The following is an 18650-nucleotide window of genomic DNA, read 5'->3' on the forward strand; positions in this document are numbered from 1 at the left end:
TAAGTAGCCGTATAGGCTGCTTTTTGTTTGTAAAAACACCACATCAGTTGTGGTGTTTTTTTAGAATAAATCAGCAGGTTGCTCAGAGAAGTTTTTTGCTCCATAACGTTCAGGAAATAAGTAAGAAAGTAAACGTATTTTTTCGTAAAATGAATATGGGTTTTGTGGATGATGTCCGTTTCCGATATATCCAATTCTTTGACCATCAAGTAGCATAATTGATGCAGTTCCTTCGTTAGCAGTAGCACCATATTGATCTTGGGTAACTAAACCAGCTAAATTACCTTGACTATCAAAAACATTTGATCCAGATGAACCAGCAGCTAAATCCACACTGTTTCATCCATACACAATGGTATCATTTTGATGGTTTAAAGAACCGACACTGCTAATTTTTCCTTGGTATCTAAAATTACCTAATAAATACTCACGAAAGCGTGCTTGACCTGTTCCTGTTGGTGAATCAGGGTTTTTAGAATTTTGTCCGGGCATCGAACCGACGATTCAGTTTAAATTATTATAAGCATTTTGATGTAATAATTCATTTGAGATTTTAATTGGTTTAGCATTCTTTCAATCTAAAAAGAATTTGATAATTCGCTTTTGATCATCGGTAAGTTTTTGTCCTTGGAAAGTAAAATTACTATCATCGATATTTTTACCTGCAAAGTTATTTTCAAATCATGAAATATCAATAATAGCTACATCAACATCGGAATATTTTTCTCCAGTTTTAAGTTCATTACCATAATTATCTCGAAAGTCTTTAAAATATGGATCTTTGTATGAATCTTGAATATCTTTACCATTAGCAAAAAAGTGTGAAACAATTTCTATACTTAAATTGCTGATCATATTTTGTCCTAAACCATGACCTTCCAAAATTGGTTGTTTTTTTTGCATATTATCTGCTGTATCAGTCGGTTTTTTTATAAAGATTGGAGATAATATATTATTTCTAGTTCTACGTTCAATATCTAATCCATCTAAACTCTGTCCATTTCGCACTCATGATGCATTAGCATCATCTAATAAATCGATATTATGTGAGTTGGATACAATATAGTAGCGATGATCACTTGCATCATCAGGTTTTACCTTATTAAATAATCCTCAGGTTCCACGACCATGATAATCAAAAGCAAAAGTTCTTCTGCGTACATCAGTTAATACATTAAAGGTATCATCAGAATATAAACGTTGAACGATACCATCTTCGCTTTTAAGTTTAGATGTTTGTTGGAATTTATCGTATGAAGCAACAGTTTTTGCTTCTTCTTGTGCTTGTGGACGCGATTGAATGGTTTCAGTTAATGATACCGACATTGAATCTTTAAGTGGTTTTCCTTGATAAGTTGGGTTTTTAGTTGGGTTATTTTTATCATCAACATAATTCATTGTTAAAAAGACATTTCCAACAAAAGCAGATGACTTATTAGCCAAAATATGTTCAGATAAAATATCTGTAAAATAAATATCTGAATGTTTTGGTATAACTTCTAATTTTAACTTCTTACTTGATTCATCATAAGTTACTTTAAATGAATAACGATCTTTCATCATTGCAAATAAAGTTTGGTTAAATAATGCATCTTCGTTTCTTGGAGTAATTGTAAAAGTAGCATCATTAATAGTATGTTTTGCTAAAAGTTCTTTGAAAGAAACTGAAACATTAACAAATGAAAGCAATCCTCTTGGAACTGGTACAGATGAATTACGGTTAGTTTTACTCATAATAATTTTAGTATTTTCTAATTCAAATCTAAAGGTAAAATATACATCATCTTTAAAACTTTCTCAGTTTTTATATTCATCTAAGTCTTTTTCAATTGATATAGAATGATGGTTATTACCAAAATTAAAAATAGTATGAGAAAGAATTTCACGTGGTGTAAAGAAGAAAAAGTCAAGTTGCTTACCACTATCATCAACTAAAATAAAGTTCTTTTTTTCTTTTGTACTATCATCTTCTAATTTACGATATTTTCACATTCGCTCATATTCAACCAAAGCAAAATGATTTTGCAATGAATAAGGGATTTTGTTTTTTGTTTCATCTTTCATTCAATAACCAATTAAGTCATCAACGGTTAAGTTTTTATTTTGAGTGATTAAATCGTTATCTGAATATGTTGTTGTCATAGTATTTTCAGAATTATCAGTTAATAAATAAGGACTGCTTCCGTTTGATGAATAATTAAAATGATATCTAAATGATTTTTCGACATTAGCAGGAATACTAAATTTATCATAATACATATCCATTCTTTGTTTCTCGGTTGCATAAATTTTTGAAATAGTATATTTAGCATTCTCAAAGTATCCAGAAATTTGGAATTTTCATAATTTTTCAAATGGAACAATCAATTTTAATGTCGGTGGTAAAACATACCCGTATGCTTCAGTACTTTCTGTTTTAATCTCGGGATTTAGTTCGAAAACAATTCATTTGTTTTTGAACAACTTTAGATCCTCATCAGCAAAATCAAATTTTGCTGATCCGTATAATTTTTTATTACTTTCATCTAAATATGTTGTAAATTTAGATAAATTAAAGGTTTTAGTTGAAACACTGGTGCTAAATTTATATTTATCTAAAAATGAAAATCCTGTTTGTTCATCTCCTACTTGTGCAGCAGTAATGATATATTTAGAGATGTTTTTAGGTAAGACTGATGTATCAAATGATGCAGTTTTTTTATTTTTATCTACTGTTGCATCAATAAGTTTTGAATATGGATCAAAGGGGTTCAAGTTTTTTACCAAGAACTTAATTGAACTTATAGTATCATTTAAAGTTTGTGAATATGTAACAACAACTTTATTATTTTCTACCTTAGAAGATAAAATATCTAAAACAGGATTTTTATAGTTATTTGTAAGTGTTCCTGATGAATTATTAAATCCAGGAAAACCTTTGACATCGTAGTATTTGCTATCTCCACCAGTGTTTTTTTGTAAAACTAAGTCAACATAATTATCAAAAATATGTGCTTCATTTGGTGGTAAATATACATTGTATTTTTTAACATTTGGTAAACCATCGATCGCAGATCTTCCGAATTGTTTGTAGTTAAATGTATTATTATCTTTATATTTAATAAAATATTGTGGAAAATCTACATTTGAACTATCAGATTTTTTTGCTGCAGTAAATTCGAGAAAAACACCACCTTTAGAATCTCTTTTTGCTTGAAAATTATTCTCACTACTAAAACTAAAAGCACTTGATTCGCTTGTATAGTTTTTATTTTCATAAATAGTATTTAATCCACTAAAATGGTTAATAGCAGTTGAACCAATACTTAAACCTGTTATTTTTACAAAATCATTTGTAGTTAAATTTGATATTGTAAAAGTAACTAAATTATTATTAACAGTTCCACTAACAGTTGATTCACTTGCTGAATCAAGAGAATCCTTGCTTGCTTTTTTATATTTTAAAGTAAGTGATGTATTATTTGCTAAATTAACAGTCTTGATTTCTAATTTAATGGTATTATCAGCAATAGTAGACTTAATTATTTGAGTTGTTTGTGGTGGAGTTAAAACATCTTTATCAACATGTTTGTAATCACTACCATCGATGAATGAAAAATATTTAGTTAATGAATTATCTGCTTTAATTTCTGAATCAGTTGTGTTTGTATATGTATTTACATTTATTAAATCTTTGCTATACATCCCAAAGACATGTCCATCGTTAAAAACTTTTTTAAAGTTATCACTTACGAATGTCTTAGCATTAATATCTAATGTTTTAAATGTTGGATTGATGTTTGGTAAATTTAAAGCAACATTATTTAATTTTAAGGATATAAGTTGATAAGTTGTATTGGCTGATAAATTAGCAAAATTCAAATACAAATTATTACCTTCGGTATAATTTGTAACTTGTAAACTTTTAGAATTAGATAATGATGCATCAAAGGTATGCACATTCGCATCATGTAATCTACTATTTGATGTAAATGAAATTCGCAACGATGCTGATGTTTTTGAAATATCAGTTACATCAATAGAATTAATGGTAAATTCATCTTTGGTTGGTCTTGGTTTTTCGACAGGTTTACTGTTTTCATCAGGGTTAGTAGTTGATGGATTTTGATTACCTGGAGCATTTTCATCAGATGGGTTTTGTTCACTTGGATTACTTGGATTTTGTGGTTCACTATTCGAACCACCTTGACTTGTTTGTGAATCACCTTGTCCGCCTTGATTTTCACCACCTGGTTGATTATCTGGTGGTGTTATAGGATTCATTGGAGTCGTTTCTGAATTATTCGAGGCATTAAATGTAACGGTTAAATTACTGTGATATTGAGTTGATGCAATTTCTAAATATGAAATACCTAATTTATTATTATCAGGTTTTGTAATGCTTGAAATATCAAAAGTAAGTAAATGTGTATTTGCATCATATAGTTTCGATGTAAGAGTGCGAGCAATATTTTTAAATTTAATTTTTGCTTCATTTGCAAACATTGATGCATCAACATTAGCAAGTTTTACATATAATTTGCTATTATCATCAGAAAGAGATAATTGAGTAATCTGTGGATCGGTACTTATTGATGCTGTATGAAAGAACAATTTATTTTGGTCATTGTTTGATAATTTTAAAACTGTATCATCAATATTAAGTTGGGATAAATTATAATCAGTATTAGGAGTAAGGTTGGTATATTTTATAGTAATTACATCATCTTTTGATGTAATCGATGCAGGTGCAGTAGGGTTTAAGGTAGCAGATAATTTACTTGCATCTAAATTTTTGTTTGTTAGCTTTAATGTGATTGTTGCAGTTGTAGAATCTGAATCAACACTTATGATGTTTGCATCTGTTTTTACATCTTGTTGATTTTTAGGTGTTTTAAATTGTAATTTAGCTTTATCAGAATCAGAGAATTTTAATTCATTTCCATTAGCAAAAATTTGGTCAATTTGATATTGTGTATCTGCTTTTATGTTTTCAAAAGTTACAGTTAGGATATTAGATAAGATGCTGATATTAGGCATATCATATTGGGTTGGTTTACTTAAATGTAATGAAATATCAGTAGCTTTATAAGTTTTAAATAACTTTATTTTTATTACTGCTGAGTTGTTATTCACATTAACTGTTTCAACTTTTCCATCAAAACTTTGCTGGTTTTTAGTTTCAGGATTTCCACAAGCGATTGTTATAGCAGATACACCTGCACTAACAAATACACTGGAAATAAGTAGTTTTTTTATCTTTTTCATCATTACTCCCATTTTTTAATTGGATTTTCAAATTCGCTGAAGATATCGAGCATTTTATGTTTTTTAGGATACAAACGATTCAATCGTTGCACTTTATAAGCAAATGAACCATTATTATAATCATTTAATTCACCAAAGAAATTAATTCTTTGTGAAGATAGTAAATACGAAGATGCCTCACCATTTTCTTCATTAGCATGAATTCCTAAAAAGTTTCCTTCATGATCATATAACCCTGTCCCTGATGAACCACCTGTTAGTTGATAATTAGCATTAACTTTAATAATCTCACCACTAGAATTTTTAAAACGTTTAATAAATCCAACTTTTTCTGTTTTAGCATTTGGAACTTTATCACCTGGATAAAACAAGATGTCACCAATAAAATTTTGACGAACTTGGATATTCTTTTTAGTATTATGTGTAGTAGAACCTGGGAAAGAAGACATATACATTGTATAATACATATATGGGTGGATATAACGGCCCATTTTAGATACTTTATTATGTTTTAGACTCTTTCATTTGTAGATATGTTCAGCTGTTTTAAATTTCGGATCATTTTCTTTATTTGGATCACTTTTATGTTGATTATAATAATTTATCAATTCAGTAATATCAATGATGTGAATTTTAAAATCAGTTCTGTTTTTAGCGGCAACATTTGATAAACTACCGTCCATACTCTTGTTGTCATTATTATCAGATGTCCAAAAAATTGAATTACCAGTATTAGATCAAGAACCACCTAAAAATAAGCTAACATCTTCTTTTGAAGTATGTGGTTTTGGAGCAGATATATATCCAGAATTTAATACAGGTACATGGATATTTGTTCCAAAATAATATCGATTATCATTTTCATTATCTGGATCTACTTTACCAATCATCCAAGCTGTCCCCCATCAAGTTCCAAAAGAACGTGTTATAACATCATCTTGAACTGTATTTCGAGGTGAAGAATTTGTATATCATGTTGTAACTTCGATATTAACAGGTCCAGAAGAATCATCATTATAACCAATACTTTTAAATTTTGTCTCTTTATCAAATTCAAATCCATCTATTTTTAATTGATTTTTTGCCTTTGTGTGTTCATTTGTAAATGAAAGTGGTTGTCCATTTTTTAAATACATAATCGACAAATAATTTCAAGTTTTATCAACAAATGTTGAATAACTTGAAGAAAGATTATGAATATACATATCTTTATTAATATGCCCTTCGCGAGCTATTAACGAGATTTTTAATTTATCGCCACTTAATGATACTTGTGCTTTAAGATGTTTATTCATCAAATCTTCAAGTTGTTGGTCAGTCAATGTTAAATGATAACTGTCATTTGAATCAATTTTTCTACCAATCTTCTTTAATAAATCTTCGGTTTTTCCTAAGAATTTTATTTTGATATCAGAAATAGTTTTGTTAGCTGCTGCATTAAGTTTATTTCAACTAAAAGATACTGCTCAATCAAAACTACCAAAAGAAAATTGTCTAAAATTAACTTGTTTTGGACTTGCCACAAAAGAAAAATTAATAATTGCTTCTTTATTGCTATCTAAATTTTTGAAATTTCGGATGTCTTTTTCAACATAAACTTCAGTTCTATTAGAATTTTCATTCATTTCTTTATCTAGAACATTTTCTTTCATTGCAGCAAAATTATATTCTTTATGATTATCAAATTCTATAACAGGTAATGGATTATTGTATTGTGTATAAGCTGTTGCTACATAAGTATTAATATCACTACTATAATGTGTTAAAAACAATGTGTTCTTTAAATAAGCATTATTTAATGTTATATAGTTATGTCAATTAAAAGGGATAGATTTTGGTACATTTCCATTTGTATTATCTGTTAACTGTGATTCTTGAAATTGTGAGTTATTAGTTATATTTAAATTAGTTTGACTAAAAGTTGTTCCCAAAGCATCTGAATAAGTATTTTTAGAAACATCTAAACTTGGTTTTAACTCAGTTGTTCCACTTTGCTGAATTAAAGATAATTTACGATGTTTGCTATCACCATCTTTTCCTTCATCATCATAATCTATAACAGATGATAAATCATATTTATTAACAATTTGTACTTGATTTAGTTTTCAAGTAATTCCTTCGGTTAGTCCAGTGAAAGAAAACTTTTTAAGTTCATCAAAGTTTAAAAACACTGATTTTGTGTTTTCTTGGCGAAATTGACGTTCAAATCAATCTCCACCGTCTGATGAATACCCATAACTGCGTTTTTGATCGTCTGTATCAGCCGGAGTATTCTTTTGCACTAAGTCTACAAAAGTAAGTTTAACATATTTGTTTTTAAATTGCTCGACTTCTGAATCGGTAGCATTAAGGTTGATTGCTCCTACATATGTATTAGTAGAAGCATCTGAAAGAGCAAATTGTATTTTTGTAATAGTTGGATTAAAGGTTTGATTTGAACTTCAAGCAACTTCTTCGGGAACATTAAAAGAATAATTGTTATTTAATGCTGTGACATCAGTAATAATGTATTTATTGTATCCTTGATTAAAGTTAATAATACCTTCAGATTCAATATGTCCGTTTTTATAAGTTCCAGCAACTGCTATATCTGCATCATAGACATTTACATCAGGTTTGATGGTAATAAGATATTTATCATTGCTTTGATTAGGTAAATAACTTACATTAACATTAACTTTGTTATTGTTAATACTAAATGAACTTACATTAGATGTAGCAGTTGTTCCTGTTTTATTTATAACTTTAATACTACCACTAAACTCTACTGCTTGATTTGCATACATTATGTTAGAAATAGTATTGTTTGAATTACCATTACTTACATCAACTAAAATATTTTGTGATGTTCCATTATATTTAGTTGTGTAATTTTGTCCGTTGAAGGTAAATTTGAAATCATTGTTTTTAGAAGTTGGTAAATGGTCAAAAGCAAACCACAACATTTTATTATTAATCAATGATATTTCTTTAATATGTAAGTTATCCTTAGCATTAAATTTACTTACCTGTTCATCGTATTTAGTAAATGAATCTAAAAGACTATAGTTCAATGCATTAAATTGCACAGTCTTATCACTAGTAGTAAAAGTTTGATTATTCAAAGGTATATTTTGACTTCCAATTTGGATGTTATCAAGATAATATGTTGTATGTGATGCAAGATTGTAAACATCAAAAATTAGATTAGTATTATTTACAGCTGGATTGCTAAAATCTAAACGACGTCCGTTTGCATCCTGTAGTGATAATGTGACATTATCTGATGCATCAAGTGATGTATCTAATGAAACATTGATGCGCGCTTTATCGCTTTGGATATTAGAAATACTAGAATTTTGCACATGATATATTTTTTGTTCTTTTGTTGGTGTACTTGATTCAATTTGTTGTTGCGATGTTGTAAATGATAAATTACTACTTGGTAGAGCTAAAGAATTCCCATTTAATGATACGGATGTTAAGGTATAAGTTGTATTCGGTTTAAGTGAATAAAAAGTTGTAGATAAAGTGCTAGATTCAGTTATTAAAAGATTTTGAGTATGATTTTGTCCATCTGAAATGGTTATTAAAAGATTGTTTTTTTTTGCATCAGCAAGTGTATGATTAGAAAAATTCAAATTTAATGTAGCATCGGTTGCATTAACATTACTTCACGATACATTTGAGATACTAAAATTATCTTTTTTAGGATTTGGGTTATTTTCTTTTTCTGATGAATTATTTGGTTTTTGATTACCATCTAAATTAAGGTTACCTGGTGGTGTGGTCTGTTCGACATCTCCTGGATTAGGATTTGTTTCTTGTGAATCACCAGGATTTTCTGGATTATGTTTTTCAGGATCTGATGGATTTGGTGTTGATGGTTGGTTCCCTGGTTGTGCTTTCTCACCTGATGTTGGGGGGGGAGTTTGTTCATTATCTTTAGGTGTTTGTGGTTGTTCTACATTATTTTGTGGTTTAGTTTTAAATAAAAATTGGTTTTGTAACTTTGCTGTTTTCAATGATTTACCATTGTATTTAATATCAAAGGTATATATTTTATTAGAAAATAAACCGTTTATGATAAAAGTAACGGATTTTTTATCGACTGATAAGGTTCCGTTAACATTTTGATTATTATAAACTAACGAAAAATAACCATTTGAAGAAACTGGATGATCTAAAAATGCTTTAATTGTAGCCGAATTTGATGTACTTTGAGTTTGTACACTATTAAGATATACCTGTTTTTTTTCATATACTTCTGTGTTTGCATTAGTGCAAGCTACAGCAGAAACTGTTGTAAAACCTAAAAAAGTAGGAACTATATATTTTCTAAATTTCTTTTTTCGCATAATGATTCCTTTATAATTTAATGCTATCAAAATCCTTATAATTTTTTTGTTTTTATAGCATATATAGATATTTTAATAACAATTATGTGCAATTTTTCATTAAAATATCATTTTTTATTTGCTTTTATTTTAGATATATAAGTGATAACTTAATATCTAAAAACAAATATTGAAATTTTGTATAGTATAATACTTTTTTATAAAAATGGTTGAATTTTATTTGATATGCATATAAAAAGTCGGATATTAACCGACTATTTATATGCTAATTTTTCTGAGTGTATTTTTGGTGAATAAGATTTTAAGAATTCTGTCATTAAATCAATTGTTGCTTGGATATCTACCAAAGATGCAACACCAATAGGACTATGTAAATATCTTTGTGGAATTGAAATAGTCATTACAGCAGATCCACCTAGTGCAAATTGTAATTCTGCTGCATCGGTTCCACCACCACCTGCTACATATTTATATGCAGGTATTTGTTTATTTTTTGCAACTTCAAAGAGATATTCAATTAATTTAGCATCTGGTAAGGTTCCAGAATCTTTTACTAAAATTGATACTCCGTTTCCACAAACTGGTGTACCAGATTTAGCACCAGTTGTATCGTGTGCAGCACCTGTATCGACTGCAAATGCTACATCTGGATTAATAATTGATACGGATGTTCTAGCTCCACGAGTTCCAACCTCTTCTTGAACTGTTCCGACTAAATAGACATCACATTCTAATTGTAAATCAGCGATATTTCTAGCTATAAATTCTAATGCTGTAACTCCAGCACGATTATCCATTGCTTTACCACCAACTAAATCATTTGCAAGTTCTACATATTCACCACTAATGAAAATTTTATCTCCAATATCGATTTTTGCATCCAAAACTTCTTGCTTACTTTTAAAACCTAAATCTACATATAGATCATCAGTCTTAACTGCATTTTTAAGTGATTCGTTTGTTTGGATATGGATGCTGGTGTGTCCAAAAACACCTGTAAATCTTTGATTTTGCGAATTCACCACAATTGCTTTAGTTCCAATTACAACAGAAGGTCATTGTCCACCAATTGCTGTTACCATTAAATTACCATTATCAGCAATTAAGCGAACCATATATCCTACTTCATCCATATGTGCAGCAATCATTACTTTTGGAGCATTTTCTACTTTTGATTTTTTGTAAAAAATCACTGAACCTAATTTATCTCTAGAAACTTCAAAACCCTTAATATTTCTTTTAAGTTCATCAACTACTGGCTCTTCAAAACGCGACATTGCTTCAATTGACATATATTTTTTTAGTCTGGTAGATAATTCTTGATATTTTGCTTGCATTTATTCTCCTAATAAAAAAATCAGCAATGCTGATTATATGGTGCCTTAGACAGGACTTGAACCTGCATGGATTTCTCCGGCGGATTTTGAGTCCGCAGTGTCTGCCATTCCACCACTAAGGCAACTAACTAAATAATACACTTTTTTAGTAAAATTTAAAACAAAAGTGATAATTTTTCATTTTTATCATTTAGTAAATATAATATTTAGAATATTAAATAAATATATCTATATCAATCTTGGAAATATTTACATACTTTTTTAAAACTACAAATTAATTTAATATAATCTTTTTTTTAAAAGTATAAAATATCAACATCATATATCAAGCAAAAAGGAGATAATATGAAACTTACAGGAATCGGAGCATCTCGTGGAGTTGCTATCGCTAAGGTATTCAAAATCAAAGAATTACCTGTTGAAATTACTAAAAATACAAATAATATAGATTTAGAATTAAAAGCATATGCTAATGCAACTGATAAAGTGATTGTAAAACTTGAGCATACTAAAAGTTTAGCAAGCGATCCAGAACATGCGGCAATTTTTGATGCACATATTGGATTTGTAATGGATCCGGCTGCTAAGGAAAGTATTGAAAATAAAATCAAAAACGAATCATTAACTGCTGAATATGCTGTAAATGAAGTATATACAGAGTTTGCGAATATGTTTGCAGGTATCGATGATGAATATATGCGTGAGCGTGTTGCAGATATCAAGGATGTGCTTAAAAAGTTATTATTTGCTTTAAACAATATCGAAGAACCAGATTTAACATCAATTAATTCTGAAGTTGTAATTGTTGCCGAAGATTTAAGCCCATCACAAACTGTACAATTAAACAAAAAATTCGTTAAGGGATTTGTTACAAATATTGGTGGACCTACATCGCATACAGCAATTATGGCTCGTAGTTTAGCAATTCCTTCAGTTGTTGGAACAAATTCAGTAATGGAATATACTAAAAACGGTGATGTAATTGCTTTAGATGGATCAAAAGGAACTGTTATTATTAACCCTACCGAACAAGAACAAAAGGTATATTTAAAAGCACAAACAGAATATCAAGAATATTTAAACAAACTTAAAAACTTAAAAGGAAAAACTTCACAAACAACTGATTTTCACCATGTTGAACTTGCTGCAAATATTGGTTCTCCAAAAGATTTACAAGACGTTTTAGATAACGATGCTGAAGCAATTGGATTGTTTAGATCAGAATTTTTATATATGGATAATGATCACTGACCAACTGAAGAAGAACAATTTTTAGCTTATAAAGAAGCAGTACAAAAAATGAATGGTAAAAGAGTAGTGATTAGAACACTAGATATCGGTGGGGATAAAACTTTAAAATACTTTGCTTTCCCGAAAGAAATGAATCCTTTCTTAGGATATCGTGCAATTCGTTTTTGTCTACAAAATCCAGATATTTTCAAAACTCAACTTCGTGCATTAGTTCGTGCAAGTGAGTTTGGTAAAGTTGCAATAATGTTTCCGATGATAACTAATGTTGATGAGTTTTTAGCAGCAAAAGAACTTTATAACCAAGCATATGATGAAGTTTATGTAACTAATAAAAACATTGCTGCAAAGGATAAAATTGAAGTAGGTATGATGATGGAAACACCTGCTGCAGCAGTACTTTCTGATATGTTTTCAAAATATGCTGACTTTTTATCAATTGGAACAAATGATTTAATTCAATACTCAATGGCTGCAGATCGGATGAATGAAAATATTTCTTATTTATATCAACCACTTAATCCATCGATTTTGAGATTAATTAAACATATCATCGACGGTGGACATAAGCACGGAAAATGAGTTGGTATGTGTGGAGAAATGGCTGGTAATCGTAATGCTTTACCTATTTTATTAGGTTTAGGTTTAGATGAATTTTCAATGTCAGCAAGTAGCATCTTAGCAAGTAGAGAATTAGTAAATCAACTTTCTTATAAACAAATGCAACAACTTGCTCAAAAAGCAATTGAATGTGAAAACCAAGAACAAGTTCAGAAATTATTAGCAGAATCTTTATCATAATTTAAAAGTTAAAATCAAGCACATATGGTGCTTGTTTTCATCCTTTTATACGAAAAATCAAGTAAATTATGATATAATAGCAAAATAAAATCATCCGAGGTAAAGATGGCAGTAAAAAATATTTCTAGGCATGCATTAAGAATAAAAAACATCGAAATTATTTATAAACATGAATTACTTGATATTCCTTATAACCTCGAAGCTATTATTAATGAATTTCAAATAAATTTTGAACAAAAACTTTTCTTTATCAAGGTCAAAAATTCAGTTGTTTTTGTTAAAAAAATACTGCAGAAGTTATTAAACGAGGATTGACCCTGACAACGACTTAGTCCACTTATTCGTGCAATATTAATAAATGCATGTGTAGAATTTTATTCTATACAACCAAAAATTGTAATAAATGAAGCCGTGATTATTACTAAAGAATATTTTGGACAGCCATCTAAGTCATACAAAACCTCTAATGACGAACTTTTATATCAATTTGTCAATGCTATTTTAGAGAATTTTTATAAAGCGGTCATTGTACTCGATTCTGAAAGCAGAAATGCAAACTAATGAAACTTTATTAAAATATATTTTTTTAAAGCATCAAAGTTTATTTAATTTTATATTCAAAACCTTTATTGATTTAGATGTTATTGAAAAATATGATTTATCGAAAATACAATGAATTGAAATTAAAAATAATTTTAATGGTTTTAATGCAACTATAAATAACTTTTTACAAGGTTTTATAGTTAAAAACACAAATAAATTAATGCTTAAAAACTTTTTTATCTATATGTTTTTACAACTTATTTATAAAAACAAAAATCATAAATTTATTAAAACATGTCCGTTTTTTGATGAAATTCAAAATGAGATAACTTTTAATAATAAAAAACGCAGTTATTACTATGATTTTTTAGATGAATTTAAAAAAATACCTAACTATAATATATTTTTGATTAAGATATTAAGGAGGTTGTTATAATGAATGACTGGATTCGTAAGCAATTCCCAATCCTTAATAAAATTACTTATTTTGACAGTGCTGCATTGGTTTTAAAACCGATTTCTGCAACAAATGCAATTTATAACTATTATAAAAATATCTCAATTTCTTCAAGAACAGCTGACACACCACTTGGAAATTTAGTGAATTCAAAAATTGCATCTGTTAGAAATAAAGTGGCGAAACTAATTGATAGTAAGGATCATGAAATAATCTTTACCAGTGGAACAACTGAATCTATTAATTTATTTGTGAATATGTTTTCGCATATATTAAAACCAAATGATGTAATTTTATTAAATGCTTTTAATCATTCTTCAAACCTTATTCCGTGAATTGAAATGTCAAAAAAAATAGGATGCAAAATCCATATTAGTAATAATTTACTTGAAGATTTGCAAACCTTTAAAAATGTTAAAATTCTAGCATTCGCTCAAGAAAATAACACATTTAATCAAAATTTTGATATCAAAAAAATATCACAAATAGCACATTCAAAGAATATTTATGTCTTTAACGATGCTGCACAATCAATTAGTCATCAAAAAGTTTCATTAAACGATTCAGATATCATTGTTTTTAGCACAAATAAGTTTTATGGTCCTACCGGTATGGGGGTTTTAGCGATTAAGGAAACACTTTTAAAGAAGTTAAAACCAGTAAAATTTGGTGGTGGTAGTGTTACAGAAGTTCATAAAGATGCATCATGGGTTTTAAAAGATACCATCAATGCATTTGAACCAGGAACCCCTGATATTGCAGGTTTTTTTATGTTTGATAAAGCACTTGAGTTTTTTGACAAAGTAGGTTATCAAAAAACTCAAGAAATTTTAAAAGATCTATCTTTTTATTTACATAGAAAACTGATGAATTTACCTAATATAACTGTTTCAAGTAAACCAGGTGATTTTATCGCATTAATTAATGTTAAAGGAATTAATGCACAAGATGTTGCAGGATATTTGGGAAGCAAAAATATTTATACAATTGCTGGAATCTTTTGTGCTCCTTATATAAGAAATATCATCAAAGAACACTCGTTTTTAAGAATTTCTTTAGGTATTTATAATAATTATTCAGATATTGATAAATTAATTGATGCTTTAGCAAATGGAGGTGATTTTTATGCATTTTAATCCGAATATAGCACGCGAAACGATAATGAATCACTATCTTAAACCAAAGAATAAAACAAAACTTGATACATCAAATGTTTTTTATAGCACTAGTTGTTCGGATAAGTTATTAGTTGATTTAAAATGGGATCAAAACATCCTAATAGATGCAAGTTTTGATGGGCACGGATGTGCACCTTTTTTAGCAGGTGCTGATATGTTTTTAGATGCTGTTAAAGGCAAAACAAAAGAACAAATCGACTTACTAGTAGATATTTTCACCAAATTTGTTAATGGTGAAAATATCAGTGATGAACATATGGATTTATTAGGTGATTTATGAGTTTTTTATAACATCAAAAGTCAACCAAATCGCATTCATTGCACCTTAATGATAACTAAAGCATTTAAAGATGTCTAGACCTTATATTTTTCACATTGATTTTGATTCATATTTTGTTTCTGCTATTAGAACTTTAAAACCTAATTTGCTTAATAAACCAGTAGCGATTGCAAATAAAGGAATCCATTCAGTTGCTGTTTCAGTGAGTTATGAACTTAGACAACTTGGTATCAAAGCGGGGGCAAAAATATCAGAAATATTAAAAAAAGAACCAAAAGCAATCATTGAACAACCTCGTTTTGATTTATATATTGCAACTTCAAATGCGATTTTTAGATATATTAAAAAGTTCTATGCTGATAAATTTGAAATCGGGTCAATTGACGAATGCTACATCCAAGTTCATAGCAGCATTGATAGCGATGAAAAAGCTTTACAACTTGCTAAAAGATTGCAAGATGATATCGAAAACAACTTTAAAATCCCTATTAGTATTGGAATTTCTAAAACTAAGTTTTATGCGAAAATGACAACTAATTTATTTAAACCAAAAGGAATTGCTGTAACTAATAGCAAAAACTATCAAGAACGCTTCTTTAGTCTACCGATTACTAAATTTCACGGTATCGGAGAAAAACTTGGTGATCACTTTAAAAACCTTGAAATAAATACCATTGGGGATTTAGCAACATTAACTTATAATGATATAAGACTGACATCAATTTTTAAAACATCCGGATTTAAATTCATAGATGCTTTAAATTATTTTGCTGATTCAGATGTTAGTGATGAAATTCCTGAAGTCAAAGGGATTAGTCACGATATCACCTTTAACAAAAAAGACATAAACACTGAAGATATTTTGCAAAATATAGCAATACAAGCACAAAAAGTATCAAGAAGGTTGCAAAAATTATATAAACTAGGTAATCAAATTAGCTTTGGTGTACGAACATTTAGTGATGGTTGAATCGCAAAACATATGGTAGTTGAAAAATTTATCAATGAAGCAGATGAAATTATTAAATATTGTAAGCAACTTTTTTATGATAATTTTTTAGATACCAAAATCATCGGAATCAGCATCCGTGTATCAAACTTAATCAATTCCTTTGAAAACTACCGTAGTTTAAGTATTTTAGAAACACCAAAAGCATGTAAATCTAACTACATTGTAGATCAAATTATTAATAAAGTGAATACAAAAATGAAAATGAAGAGTTTAAAAACTTTGGCGGACTATAACATCGAACGAATTAAAAAAAGAAGGGGACAATCTGATTCAATTGAAGTAGGTGTCTTTAAGAGGTAAATTATGAAAATAGGTATATATGGTGGTTCATTTGATCCAATTCACATTGGTCATATAAAACTTGCAAAATATGCAATTAAAGAACTCAATTTAGATAAACTACTATTTGTTCCGACTTTTACATCACCGTTTAAGTCTAAAACAAAATTAGTTAAACCATATCAAAAAGCAGAAATGATTCAGTTGGTTTTAGAAGAGAAAATGCAATTATGTGACTTTGAAATTAAGCGAAATAATGTCTCATATACCATTGATACAGTAAAATATCTAAAGCAAAAATATCCTAATGATCAACTTTTTTTATTAATCGGGAGTGATAATTTACCAAAATTAAATAAATGAAAAGACATTGATATTATCTCTCAACTCACACAAATAACCGTATTTCGTCGTGATAAAAACATTAATAAAATTAACCTAAAAAAATATAATGGAATTTTGTTAAATAACCCTCTTTATGATTTTGCATCAAGTGATTTTAAAAACGGAATGCTATCGCATGTAGATAAAAAAGTTTTAAACTACATTCAAAAAGATGGTTTATATTTAGAACAAATTATTCATAATAGCCTTTCTGCTTTGCGTGCCAAGCATTCTGTAGCAACAGCTGATTTTGCTGTCAAACTTGCTAAAGTTCATAATTATCCTGCTAAGGATGCTTATATTGCAGGATTAACACATGATATTGCAAAAGAATGGGATGTTAAAAGATCGCTGCAAGCAATTAAAGAGTTTGAACCAGATATTAAAGAAGAAAATCCAGCATTTTTACACCAAATCTGTTCATACATATGATTAAAGCATGGATATATGCTACAAAATCAAGTGATTTTACAAGCTGTTCGTTATCATACCCAATTACATCCGAATATGAGCAAGTTAGATAAAATTATTTTTGTCGCCGATAAAATTTGTCAAGGACGACGTTTTGCCGGAATTCAAAAAATACGCGATCTTGCGTTAACTAATTTAGATGCTGGCTTTAAAGAAGTTGTAAAACAAACCTATGATTTTAATATTTCAAAAGGTGTAAAATTCTCTAATGAATCACTAAATTTATACAACTTATATATGAAAGATTAAAATGGAAAAAATTAGATTACAAAAACTACTTTCACAAGCTGGAATCGCATCAAGACGTGAAGCAGAAACATTAATTGAAAAAGGTTATGTAACAGTAAATGGTATGGTAGCTAAATTAGGTGATAAAGCAGATTTTGGCGATAATGTGTTTGTGAAAAATAAACCTATATTTCAGCAACAAAAAGTTTATTATGTTTTAAACAAACCGACTAAAACTATTACAACTTTAAAAGATAATTTCAATAGACCTTCTGTGATAGATTTAATGAATGTTCCTTATAAAGTGTTTCCTGTAGGGCGTCTTGATTATGATACTACTGGGGCACTAATAATGACAAATGATGGTGATTTAGCAAATAAATTAATGCATCCAAAATATCAAATCCCCAGAGTGTATCGAGCGAGAATAAACGAAAAACTTAGTGTAAAAGAATTAAAGAAACTTAATTCAATAGCTAAAGTTAATGGAGTTAAAAGTGTGCAGGATGTTATCCCTTGTGGAAGCGATTCACCAAAAAGTTATTTTGTTGTTTTAACACAAGGAACATATCATCATGTTAAAGAATTATTTAAATTGGTAGATAAGTTAGTTATCAATCTAAAAAGACTTGAATATGCAGGAATCACAGTAGAAAAAATGCCAATCGGAACCTATAGACCACTTTCTTTAAAGGAAGTTAAGGATTTGAAAAATTTAGTTAGATTACAAGAAGAAAAATTGCAAAAAAGAGAAAATAATTCGTAATTTTCTCTTTTTTGCTTGTTCACAGGGACAAAAAAATACTTAATTCTAGCTGTTTATAATAACTTTAAACAAAAAATTGTGT

11 protein-coding genes and 1 tRNA gene are annotated in these 18650 nt (G+C 28.6%); 8 read left to right on the forward strand and 4 right to left on the reverse strand.

The window, feature by feature from the left end:
- Positions 1–60 precede the first annotated feature (60 nt).
- From ACXYRR_RS01235 to ACXYRR_RS01250, 4 genes are all read right to left on the reverse strand, one after another.
- Complete coding sequence (locus ACXYRR_RS01235; protein ID WP_458597399.1) at positions 61–5247, reverse strand: hypothetical protein; 5187 nt, start codon at positions 5245–5247, stop codon at positions 61–63.
- A gap of 2 nt (positions 5248–5249) precedes the next feature.
- Positions 5250–9584, reverse strand: coding sequence for a hypothetical protein (locus ACXYRR_RS01240; protein WP_458597400.1), 4335 nt, complete (start codon positions 9582–9584; stop codon positions 5250–5252).
- Positions 9585–9838: 254 nt separating this feature from the next.
- Positions 9839–10921, reverse strand: coding sequence for a M42 family metallopeptidase (locus ACXYRR_RS01245; RefSeq protein ID WP_458597401.1), 1083 nt, complete (start codon positions 10919–10921; stop codon positions 9839–9841).
- A 38-nt stretch (positions 10922–10959) separates the two neighbouring features.
- Positions 10960–11043, reverse strand: a tRNA-Leu gene (locus ACXYRR_RS01250).
- 223 nt (positions 11044–11266) lie between these two features.
- Here ACXYRR_RS01250 and ptsP point away from each other — a divergent pair.
- The 8 genes from ptsP (at position 11267) to ACXYRR_RS01290 (ending at position 18568) form a co-directional block, all read left to right on the forward strand.
- The gene (gene ptsP, locus ACXYRR_RS01255) at positions 11267–12970 is read left to right on the forward strand and encodes a phosphoenolpyruvate--protein phosphotransferase (protein WP_458597402.1); all 1704 of its coding nucleotides are present in this window, start codon (positions 11267–11269) and stop codon (positions 12968–12970) included.
- 105 nt (positions 12971–13075) lie between these two features.
- Positions 13076–13531, forward strand: a complete 456-nt coding sequence (locus tag ACXYRR_RS01260; protein ID WP_458597403.1) for a transcription antitermination factor NusB — start codon at positions 13076–13078, stop codon at positions 13529–13531.
- Positions 13521–13949, forward strand: a complete 429-nt coding sequence (locus tag ACXYRR_RS01265) for a hypothetical protein (RefSeq protein WP_458597404.1) — start codon at positions 13521–13523, stop codon at positions 13947–13949. Before ACXYRR_RS01260 ends, ACXYRR_RS01265 begins: the two co-directional genes overlap by 11 nt.
- A complete protein-coding gene (locus ACXYRR_RS01270; protein WP_458597405.1) occupies positions 13949–15106 on the forward strand; it encodes an aminotransferase class V-fold PLP-dependent enzyme in 1158 nt (385 codons plus the stop codon). The genes ACXYRR_RS01265 and ACXYRR_RS01270 overlap by 1 nt, the downstream gene beginning before the upstream one ends.
- Entirely contained in the window at positions 15096–15506 is a 411-nt protein-coding gene (locus ACXYRR_RS01275) for an iron-sulfur cluster assembly scaffold protein (protein ID WP_458597406.1), read from the forward strand. The genes ACXYRR_RS01270 and ACXYRR_RS01275 overlap by 11 nt, the downstream gene beginning before the upstream one ends.
- The gene (locus ACXYRR_RS01280) at positions 15499–16740 is read left to right on the forward strand and encodes a Y-family DNA polymerase (RefSeq protein ID WP_458597407.1); all 1242 of its coding nucleotides are present in this window, start codon (positions 15499–15501) and stop codon (positions 16738–16740) included. The genes ACXYRR_RS01275 and ACXYRR_RS01280 overlap by 8 nt, the downstream gene beginning before the upstream one ends.
- Before the next feature lie 3 nt (positions 16741–16743).
- Positions 16744–17823 (forward strand): nicotinate-nucleotide adenylyltransferase, encoded by a 1080-nt coding sequence (locus ACXYRR_RS01285; RefSeq protein WP_458597408.1) that lies wholly within the window; start codon positions 16744–16746, stop codon positions 17821–17823.
- A 1-nt stretch (position 17824) separates the two neighbouring features.
- On the forward strand, positions 17825–18568 hold the full coding sequence (locus tag ACXYRR_RS01290; RefSeq protein WP_458597409.1) for a pseudouridine synthase: 744 nt from the start codon (positions 17825–17827) through the stop codon (positions 18566–18568).
- The last annotated feature ends 82 nt before the right edge of the window (positions 18569–18650 follow it).

It is taken from the genome of Mycoplasma sp. 246B, from assembly GCF_054353935.1.